Origin of the sequence: Pantoea sp. RIT413 (genome assembly GCF_003057675.2) — a bacterium.
Lineage (GTDB): Bacteria > Pseudomonadota > Gammaproteobacteria > Enterobacterales > Enterobacteriaceae > Pantoea > Pantoea eucrina.
In genome coordinates, this window is the sequence record NZ_QBJB02000007.1 from 188454 (window position 1) to 198601 (window position 10148).

8 protein-coding genes are annotated in these 10148 nt (G+C 57.4%); 6 read left to right on the top strand and 2 right to left on the bottom strand.

The window, feature by feature from the left end; translation table 11 throughout:
• The first annotated feature begins 155 nt into the window (after positions 1–155).
• Together ubiD and fre are read left to right on the top strand one after the other, a co-directional pair.
• Positions 156–1640, top strand: coding sequence for a 4-hydroxy-3-polyprenylbenzoate decarboxylase (ubiD, locus tag DBY66_RS11565; protein ID WP_108570298.1), 1485 nt, complete (start codon positions 156–158; stop codon positions 1638–1640).
• A 31-nt stretch (positions 1641–1671) separates the two neighbouring features.
• Positions 1672–2373 (top strand): NAD(P)H-flavin reductase, encoded by a 702-nt coding sequence (gene fre / locus DBY66_RS11570; RefSeq protein ID WP_039381815.1) that lies wholly within the window; start codon positions 1672–1674, stop codon positions 2371–2373.
• Positions 2374–2436: 63 nt separating this feature from the next.
• On the opposite strand, the gene fadA is transcribed toward fre, so the two are convergent.
• The gene (gene fadA, locus DBY66_RS11575) at positions 2437–3600 is read right to left on the bottom strand and encodes an acetyl-CoA C-acyltransferase FadA (protein WP_108570297.1); all 1164 of its coding nucleotides are present in this window, start codon (positions 3598–3600) and stop codon (positions 2437–2439) included.
• A 9-nt stretch (positions 3601–3609) separates the two neighbouring features.
• On the bottom strand, positions 3610–5793 hold the full coding sequence (gene fadB, locus DBY66_RS11580) for a fatty acid oxidation complex subunit alpha FadB (protein WP_108570296.1): 2184 nt from the start codon (positions 5791–5793) through the stop codon (positions 3610–3612).
• A 186-nt stretch (positions 5794–5979) separates the two neighbouring features.
• Between fadB and pepQ the strand changes: the two genes are divergently transcribed.
• The 4 genes from pepQ to hemG are packed head-to-tail and all read left to right on the top strand — an operon-like array spanning position 5980 to position 9952.
• The gene (pepQ, locus tag DBY66_RS11585; RefSeq protein ID WP_071668198.1) at positions 5980–7311 is read left to right on the top strand and encodes a Xaa-Pro dipeptidase; all 1332 of its coding nucleotides are present in this window, start codon (positions 5980–5982) and stop codon (positions 7309–7311) included.
• Positions 7311–7928 (top strand): IMPACT family protein, encoded by a 618-nt coding sequence (locus DBY66_RS11590; RefSeq protein WP_108570295.1) that lies wholly within the window; start codon positions 7311–7313, stop codon positions 7926–7928. The genes pepQ and DBY66_RS11590 overlap by 1 nt, the downstream gene beginning before the upstream one ends.
• Before the next feature lie 17 nt (positions 7929–7945).
• Positions 7946–9397 (top strand): Trk system potassium transporter TrkH, encoded by a 1452-nt coding sequence (gene trkH, locus DBY66_RS11595; RefSeq protein ID WP_065647777.1) that lies wholly within the window; start codon positions 7946–7948, stop codon positions 9395–9397.
• 18 nt (positions 9398–9415) lie between these two features.
• Positions 9416–9952, top strand: coding sequence for a menaquinone-dependent protoporphyrinogen IX dehydrogenase (gene hemG, locus DBY66_RS11600; RefSeq protein WP_104085841.1), 537 nt, complete (start codon positions 9416–9418; stop codon positions 9950–9952).
• The last annotated feature ends 196 nt before the right edge of the window (positions 9953–10148 follow it).

Below are 10148 nucleotides of genomic sequence, written 5' to 3' on the forward strand. Positions count from 1 at the left end.
GCCAGAGAAATTCTCTGCGAATTTTCTGATTAGTGCGTTATCTGTGCGCTTTGCGGCAAGAGAATTGACGACCAGGGCGCATCTGTATCAGACTGCCAGACCATTACGGATCTGCACGATTTCCCGATTCACTCTGGCCGGAAAACTGAAGCCACATGAAATACCAGGACTTACGAGATTTTCTTTCGCTGCTGGAACAGCGTGGCGAGCTCAAGCGCATCACTCAGGAGATTGATCCTGAACTGGAGATGACCGAAATCGCCGACCGCACGCTGCGTGCCGGCGGCCCGGCGCTGCTGTTTGAAAACCCCAAAGGGTATGACATGCCGGTGCTGTGTAACCTGTTTGGCACGCCAAAGCGCGTGGCGATGGGTATGGGGCAGGAGGAGGTCAGCGCGCTGCGCGACGTCGGTAAACTGCTGGCATTTCTGAAGGAGCCGGAGCCGCCCAAAGGCTTCCGCGATCTCTTTGACAAAATGCCGCGGTTTAAGCAGGTGCTGAATATGCCAACAAAGCGTCTGCGCAATGCTCCCTGTCAGGAAGAGATCTTCAGCGGCGATGAGGTTGATTTGTCGCGTATTCCGGTGATGAAGTGCTGGCCTGGCGATGCGGCACCGCTGATTACCTGGGGGCTGACCGTTTCGCGCGGACCGCATAAAGAGCGGCAGAACCTGGGGATCTACCGCCAGCAGGTTATCGGCAAAAACCGGCTGATTATGCGCTGGCTGTCGCACCGCGGCGGCGCGCTCGATTTTCAGGAGTGGTGCAAAGCCCACCCCGGCGAACGCTTTCCGGTCGCGGTGGCGCTGGGTGCCGATCCCGCCACCATACTGGGCGCGGTCACGCCGGTGCCGGATACGCTCTCGGAGTACGCCTTCGCCGGCCTGCTGCGCGGCAATAAAACCGAAGTGGTAAAATGCGTCTCCTGCGATCTGGAAGTGCCCGCCAGCGCGGAAATTGTGCTGGAAGGCTACATTGAACCGGGCGACATGGCGCCGGAAGGTCCCTATGGCGACCATACCGGTTACTATAATGAAGTAGACAGCTTTCCGGTCTTTACCGTTACGCACGTTACGCAGCGGCGTAAACCGATCTATCATTCCACCTATACCGGTCGTCCACCCGATGAGCCTGCGGTACTGGGGGTGGCACTGAATGAAGTGCTGGTGCCAATCTTAATCAAACAGTTTCCGGAAATTGTCGATTTTTATCTGCCGCCTGAAGGCTGCTCCTACCGCCTGGCGGTAGTGACGATTAAAAAACAGTACGCAGGACATGCCAAGCGGGTGATGTTTGGCGTCTGGTCATTTCTGCGTCAGTTTATGTACACCAAATTTGTTATTGTGTGTGACGACGACGTAAACGCGCGCGACTGGAATGATGTGATTTGGGCGATTACCACCCGCATGGACCCGGCGCGCGATACCGTACTGGTAGAGAATACGCCGATCGATTACCTCGACTTTGCTTCACCGGTTTCGGGGCTGGGCTCCAAAATGGGGCTGGATGCTACTAATAAATGGCCGGGTGAAACGCAGCGCGAGTGGGGCACGCCGATCGTCAAAGATCCGGCGGTCACCGCGCGTATTGACGCAATCTGGGATGAGTTAGCAATCTTTGCCGAACCGCCGCAGCGCTGACGGCAGCAGAGAACCATAAGAAAGGGCAATTATGACGACGTTAAGCTGCAAAGTGACTTCGGTTGAGGCGATTACCGACACCGTATATCGGGTGCGCCTGATCCCGGAAGCGGAATTTAGCTTTCGCGCCGGTCAGTATCTGATGGTGGTAATGGATGAGCGCGACAAGCGTCCTTTCTCCATTGCCTCAACGCCAATGGAGAAAGAGATTATTGAGCTGCACATTGGCGCATCCGATCTCAATCTTTACGCTATGGCCGTGATGGATCGCATCAGAAGCGACCGCCAGGTAACGATTGATATGCCGCATGGTGATGCGTGGCTGCGGGAAGAGAGCGAGCGCCCGGTGATTCTGATCGCCGGCGGCACCGGCTTTTCCTACGCGCGTTCACTGCTGCTGACCGCGCTGGCGCAGCAGCCCGATCGTGATATCGCCATTTACTGGGGCGGACGTGAACTGCAGCACCTCTACGATATGGATGAGCTGGAAGCGCTGGCGGTAAAACACCCGAATCTCAAGGTGATTCCAGTGGTTGAGCAGCCTGCAGATGGCTGGCAGGGGCGCAGCGGGACGGTACTGACCGCCGTTATGCAGGATCATGCCGATCTGAGCGGCCATGACATCTATATCGCCGGACGCTTTGAGATGGCAAAAATTGCCCGTGAGCGTTTCTGCAGCGAGCGCGGCGCGCTGGAAGCGCAGATGTATGGCGATGCCTTTGCGTTTATCTGAGGCGCAGCCGTAAAAAAGCCCGCCCGGAAGGGCGGGAACACGTGCGATTCACAGGTCTCTGTTTTAGATACGTTCAAATACGGTGGCGATGCCCTGACCCAGGCCGATACACATGGTTGCCAGGCCAAACTGCACGTCATGCTGTGTCATCTGGTTGAGCAGGGTGGTGCTGATGCGCGCGCCGGAACAGCCCAGCGGATGCCCCAGCGCAATCGCCCCGCCATTCAGGTTTACTTTCTCATCCATCTGCGCTATAAGCCCTAAATCTTTGATGCAGGGCAGGGTTTGCGCAGCAAAAGCCTCATTAAGTTCAAACAGTCCGATATCCGCTACGCTGAGTCCGGCACGCTTCAGCGCCATTTTGCTGGCGGGAACCGGGCCGTATCCCATAATTGAAGGATCGCAGCCGGTTACCGCCATACTGCGGATACGCGCACGCGGGGTGATGCCCAGTTCACGGGCGCGGCTTTCACTCATGATCAGCATGGCGGCAGCGCCGTCAGAAAGCGCGGATGAACTGCCGGCGGTCACCGTGCCGCTCACCGGATCAAACGCCGGCCGCAGCGCGGCCAGACCCTCCAGGCTGGTCTCCGGACGGATGACCTCATCACTCTCATAGCGCTTCAGCACGCCATCGGCGTCGTGCCCCCAGGTGGGAATAATTTCGCGGGCAAAATCGCCGCGCTGCGTCGCCGCCCATGCACGCTGATGCGAACGGAAAGCAAACGCATCCTGCTGTTCGCGGCTGATATGGTGCATGCGCGCCAGCATTTCCGCTGTCAGGCCCATCATGCCGGCGGCTTTTGCCACTGTCCGGCTCAGGCCGGGATGGAAATCAACGCCGTGGCTCATCGGGACATGGCCCATATGCTCAACGCCGCCAATCAGGCAGGTCTGCGCATCGCCGGTCATAATGGCCCGGGCAGCATCATGCAGCGCCTGCATAGATGAACCGCAGAGGCGATTCACCGTGCTGGCGGGCACGCGGTGCGGAATTTCCGCCAGCAGCGCCGCGTTGCGCGCAATATTAAATCCCTGCTCCAGCGTCTGCTGCACGCAGCCCCAGATGATATCATCCAGCGAGGCGGGGTCGATCGCCGGGTTGCGGCTCAGCAGCTCCCGCATCAGATGTGCTGAGAGATCTTCCGCCCGCACCTGACGAAAGGCGCCGCCTTTAGAGCGGCCCATGGGCGTGCGTGCGGCATCAATAATGACGACATTTTCCATCTCTGTTCCTCAGGCGCGCTGCAGCGACGCTTCATCAATAGGTTGAACGGCGGGGTACCAGCTCTGATGCGCGTGCGCACGCTGCACCAGCGCCTCCGGCAGCGTATAAAGCGCGCCGAGATGTGCGTAGCGTCTGGCCTGGTCGACCACATTGCTGTTACCGAGCGTATCAAGATAGCGGAAAGCGCCGCCGCGGAATGGCGGGAAGCCGAGGCCATAGACCAGCGCCATATCTGCTTCTGCCGGTGAGGCGATAATCTTCTCTTCCAGACAGCGCACCACTTCATGCAGCATCGGCAGCATCATACGGTTGATAATCTCTTCATTGCTGAATGCGCGTGCTGGTTCACTGACGCTGCTCAGCAGCGTATCGGCGTCCGGATCGTGTATCTTCTGCGGTTTGCCTTTTTTATCCTGTTCCCAGCGGTAGAAGCCGAGGCCGTTTTTCTGCCCAAACCGGCCCGCATCAAACAGGACATCGATGGCATCCCGATAGTTTTTCTGCATGCGCGCCGGAAAGCCCTGCGCCATGACCTGCTGCGCATGATGGGCGGTATCGATACCGACCACATCCAGCAGCCACGCCGGCCCCATTGGCCAGCCAAACTGCTGCTCCATGACTTTATCAATCTGGCGATAATCAGCGCCGTCGCGCAGCAGCAGGCTGAAAGCCGCAAAATAGGGGAACAGTACCCGGTTAACAAAGAAACCGGGACAATCGTTAACCACGACCGCTGTTTTTCCCATTTTGCTGGCCCACGCCACCACCTTACTGATGGTCGCTTCTGAGGTCTGTTCGCCGCGGATCACTTCCACCAGCGGCATGCGCGGTACCGGATTGAAAAAGTGCATACCGCAGAAATTTTGCGGACGCTGCAGCGCTTTCGCCAGTTCGCTAATCGGGATGGTTGAGGTGTTGGAGGCGAGAATGGCATCGTCCCGCAGCTGCTGTTCGGTCTCAGCGAGCACTTTCGCTTTGATCGCCGGATTCTCCACTACCGCTTCTACCACCACATCAGCGCGGCGGAAACCGCTATACTCCAGCACCGGCTGGATAGTTGTCAGCACGGCAGCAAGTTTCGCACCATCAATTTTGCCGCGCGCCAGCTGCTTATTCAGCAGCTTGCTGGCTTCATTCATACCCAGCGTCAGCGCTTTTTCACTGATATCTTTCAGGATAACGGGTACGCCTTTCCACGCTGACTGCCAGGCAATCCCGCCCCCCATGATGCCGGCACCCAGCACGGCGGCCTGCTGCGGCAGCTCTGCGCGGGCGCTATGTTTTTTCGCCAGGCTTTTGACATATTGATCGTTAAGGAAAATGCCGACCAGCGCGCGGGCAACATCGCTCTGTGCCAGCGGCACAAACGCAGCCGTTTCAAGCTTAAGCGCATCATCGCGCGTCAGCCCGGCGGCAGCTTCAATTGTTTTCACCGCTGTCAGCGGGGCAGGGTAGTGTTTACCTGCCGTCTGCAGCACCATGCTTTTCGCCAGCGTAAAGCTCATCGCGGCTTCAACCGGACTCAGCTTCAGCGGCGCCAGCTTCGGCGCCCGGCGTGCCTGCCAGCTCTGCTGGGTAATGGCGTCGTGCAGCATAGTGAGCGCGGCGCTGCGCAGTTTGTCGCGGCTGACCACGGCATCGACCAGACCCAGCTTCAGCGCGCTTAATCCATCCACATCTTTGCCGGCGGCAATGATCTCCAGCGCGCTGTCGGCTCCCAGCAGGCGCGGCAAACGCACGCTACCGCCAAAGCCTGGCATGATGCCGAGTCGGGTTTCCGGCAGGCCAATACGCGTCTCCGGCGTCGCGACGCGCAGATCGGTTGCCAGCACACACTCGCAGCCACCCCCCAGCGCATAGCCATCAATGGCGGCAATGGTCGGCACCGGCAGATCTTCCAGCCGGTTAAAAATGCTGTTAGCAAAGGTCAGCCACGCGCTCAGTTTCTCTTCAGGGGCATCAAACAGCGAAAGAAACTCGGTGATATCCGCGCCGACGATAAAAGCGGGTTTGGCGGAGCTTAACAGCAGACCGCGCAGACCGGGCTGCTGCTGCAGTACATTCAGCGCCTCTCCCAGGCTGGCGACGGTTTTAATATCAAGTTTATTGACCGAGCCGGGAGCATCGAAAACCAGCTCGGCAACGCCGTCTTCGAGCCAGTGTAATGAAAGGGTATCGCCTTGGTAGAGCATATCCGTCTCCTGAAACCGCGAAAAGTGATCTGGTCATACCAGATGAACAGGAGTGTGAGCGGCCTGCCCCTCTTTTGCAAACGGCAGTGTGCTTATTTGATACCGCGATCACAGGCTGGCTGGCGCGCCAATAGCGGCGCGGCTATGCTACACTGCGGCCACTTTCGCGACATCGGAGACTCGTTCATGGATTCACTGAAAACACTGTATCAGGCGCATATCAAAACGCTGCAGCAGCGGGCGCAACAGATTCTGGCGCGCGGCAAACTGGATGCGCTGCTGATCCACTCCGGCGAGCTACAGACCGTTTTTCTGGATGATCACACCTATCCGTTTAAAGTGAATCCGCAGTTCAAAGCCTGGGTGCCGGTCACGCAGGTGCCGAACTGCTGGCTGTGGGTCGACGGCAGCAATAAACCTAAACTGTGGTTCTATTCACCCGTCGACTACTGGCATAACGTCGAGCCGCTGCCGGAGAGCTTCTGGACCGGAGATGTTGATGTCATCGGGCTGAAAAATGCAGATGAGATTGCACAGCTGCTGCCAGCATCGCGTGAAAACGTCGCCTACATTGGCCCGGTACCGGAACGTGCTGCGCAGCTGGGCTTCAGCAGCGCGCAGATCAACCCGCAGGCGGTCATCGATTTCCTGCATTATCATCGCAGTATCAAAACGGATTATGAGCTCGCCTGCCTGCGTCAGGCGCAGAAGCTGGCGGTTGCTGGCCATCGCGCGGCTAAAGAGGCGTTTTTCTCCGGCATGAGCGAGTTCGATATTAACCTCGCCTATCTTACCGCTACCGGGCACCGGGATACGGATGTGCCGTATGGCAATATTGTGGCGCTGAACGAACATGCAGCCGTGCTGCACTACACCCGGCTCGATCACCAGCCGCCAGCCAAACGTCACAGCTTCCTGATTGACGCCGGCGCTGAGTATGCAGGATATGCAGCAGATTTAACCCGCAGCTATGCGGCGCAAAGTAAAACGCGCTATGCCGAGCTGGTGGAGGCAATGAATAAAGAGGAGCTGGCGCTAATCGCTACGCTGAAAGCGGGCGTGCGCTATACCGATTATCATCTGCAGATGCATCAGCGCATTGCGCGTTTGTTGCTGAAATTTGGTCTGGTAAAAGGCCTGACGGAAGAGGCGCTGGTGGCAGAGAATCTCACCGGACCTTTCATGCCGCACGGCCTGGGTCATCCCCTCGGGCTGCAGGTACATGATGTGGCCGGTTTTATGCAGGACGATCGCGGCACGCATCTGGCTGCGCCGGCGCAATACCCTTATCTGCGCTGCACCCGGGTGCTGGAGCCCGGCATGGTACTGACCATTGAGCCGGGCTTCTATATTATCGATTCGCTGCTGGCGCCGCTACGCGGGGGTAAGTACACCCAGCACTTTGACTGGCAGGCGATTGATGCGCTGAAGCCGTATGGCGGAATTCGCATTGAAGATAATGTGGTGATCCACCCTAATCGCATTGAGAATATGACGCGCGACCTGCACCTGGCCTGATGGACGCTTATGATATTCCGGCTGAGGCGATAAGCAGCAGCGAAGAGACGATCAAAAAAAGCCGCTTTATCACTCTGCTGGCGCATACGCCGGGTGCTGAAGCGGCGCGGGCGTTTGTGCAGCGGGTCAAAAGCGAGCATCCCGCTGCGCGGCATCACTGCTGGGCCTGGGTTGCCGGTGCTCCGGACGATTCACAGCAGCTGGGCTTCTCCGACGATGGCGAACCCTCCGGCACGGCAGGTAAGCCGATGCTGGCGCAGCTGATGGGGAGCGGCCTTGGTGAGATCACTGCCGTAGTCGTACGCTATTATGGCGGCATCATGCTGGGGACCGGCGGGCTGGTCAAAGCTTACGGCGGCGGGGTGCAGCAGGGACTGAAACAGCTGCCGCGTCAGCGCAAAGTGCCGATGCAATCTTTTATGCTGCGCTGTGATTATGCACAGATGAGCGATATAGAACGCCTGCTGCAGCGTTTTGACGGCGTTACCGAAGAGAGCCGCTATGAAGATTGCATCACGCTGCGCATTGCGCTGCCTCATTCGCAGATAGCGGCCTTTAAGCAAAACCTCTCTGACTACAGCCGGGGTGCGCTAGCGCTGCTCCCGCTGGATAACTGAACAAAGGACACGGCTGAATGCACTTCCGCGCCATTACCCGCATTGTGGGTCTGCTGGTTATTTTATTCTCGGTAACCATGATTGTACCGGGTTTAGTGGCGCTGATTTATCGCGACGGTGCCGGCCGCGCCTTCAGTCAGACGTTCCTGATGGCGATTGTCATTGGTTCGCTGCTCTGGTGGCCCAACCGTAAACAGAAGACCGAACTTAAACCGCGCGAAGGCTTTCTGATTGTGGTGCTGTTCTGGACGGTACTGGGCAGCGTCGGTGCAATGCCGTTTATCTTTGCCGAGCAGCCTCACCTCTCCGCGACCGATGCCTTTTTCGAATCCTTTTCCGGCCTGACGACGACGGGTGCAACGACGCTGGTGGGGCTCGACTCCCTGCCGAAAGCGATTCTGTTTTACCGGCAGATGCTGCAGTGGCTGGGCGGTATGGGGATTATCGTGCTGGCCGTTGCCATACTGCCGATTCTGGGCGTTGGTGGCATGCAGCTTTATCGCGCCGAAATGCCCGGGCCGCTGAAGGACAATAAGATGCGGCCGCGTATTGCAGAGACAGCAAAAACGCTGTGGCTGATTTATGTTGTGCTGACCATCGCCTGCGCGCTGGCCCTGTGGCTGGCCGGCATGCCGATGTTTGACGCTATCGGGCACAGCTTTTCTACCATCGCGATTGGCGGTTTCTCCACGCACGACGCCAGCATCGGCTATTTTAACAGCCCGACGATCAACACGATTGTTGCGGTGTTTCTGCTGATTTCCGGCTGTAACTACGGCCTGCACTTTTCACTGCTGAGCGGGCGTAACCTGAAGGTTTACTGGCGCGATCCTGAATTCCGGATGTTTATTGGCGTGCAGTTTACGCTGGTGGTGATCTGCACGCTGGTGCTCTGGCTGCATAATGTTTATGACAGCGGCTGGCAAACGCTGAATCAGGCTTTTTTCCAGGTAGTGTCATGGGCAACAACGGCGGGCTTCACCACAGATAGCATTGCACGCTGGCCGCTGTTCCTGCCGGTGCTGCTGCTCTGCTCAGCATTTATCGGTGGTATGGCTGGCTCAACCGGGGGCGGCCTGAAGGTTATTCGTATTCTGCTATTGTTCAAGCAGGGTTCACGTGAGCTAAAACGTCTGGTGCACCCTAATGCGGTTTACACCATTAAGCTTGGCAACCGGGCGCTGCCGGAGCGTATTCTGGAAGCGGTATGGGGTTTCTTCTCCGCCTATGCGCTGGTGTTTCTGCTCAGCATGCTGGCAATTATCGCGACCGGCGTTGATGACTTCTCCGCGTTTGCTGCCGTTGCGGCAACGCTGAACAACCTTGGGCCGGGGCTGGGTGTAGTCGCAGACAACTTCACAACCATGAATGATGTGGCGAAATGGATATTGATCCTGACGATGCTGTTCGGGCGTCTTGAGGTCTTTACGCTGCTGGTGCTGTTCACGCCGACTTTCTGGCGTGAATAAGAGAAACAGGAACCTGTAATGAAAGCATTAATACTTTATTCCACCCGCGACGGACAAACCCGCGAAATTGCAGCGCGTATTGCTCAGACTCTGGTACCGCAGCAGTTATGTGATGTGCAGGATCTTGCAGAGACGAGGCAGATTGACTGGTCGCAGTACGATCGCGTACTGATAGGCGCCTCGATTCGCTATGGTCATTTTGATACGGCGCTGATGAAGTTTGTCACGCAGCACCGGCAGTCGCTGCAGCAGCGGGTAAGCGGATTTTTTAGCGTGAATCTGACGGCGCGCAAAGCTGACAAGCGTTCCCCGCAAACCAATGCCTATACCCGCAAATTTCTTGAGCAGTCACCGTGGCAGCCCGACTGCTGCGCTGTGTTTGCTGGCGCGTTACGTTATCCGCGCTATCGCTGGTTTGATCGGGTAATGATTCAGTTAATTATGCGCATGACCGGTGGTGAAACCGATACCTCTAAAGAAGTCGAGTACACCGACTGGTCTGCAGTGAGCAGATTTGCGTATGAATTTGCGCAGTTACCAGGCAAATCGTTGTGAAATAGAGCGTTGTGGCGAAAAATAGCGCGAACGATTCTTTTTTTGTATTTAACGCTTGTCAGCCCGGAAGAACTCCCTATAATGCGCCTCCATCGACACGGCACACCGGCTTACGGAAAACGGCGTCGACAGGAAGATTCGGTAAGAACTTCCGCCGGAGAAAACGCTGAAAAAAGTGGTTGACTCCGGAGGAGGA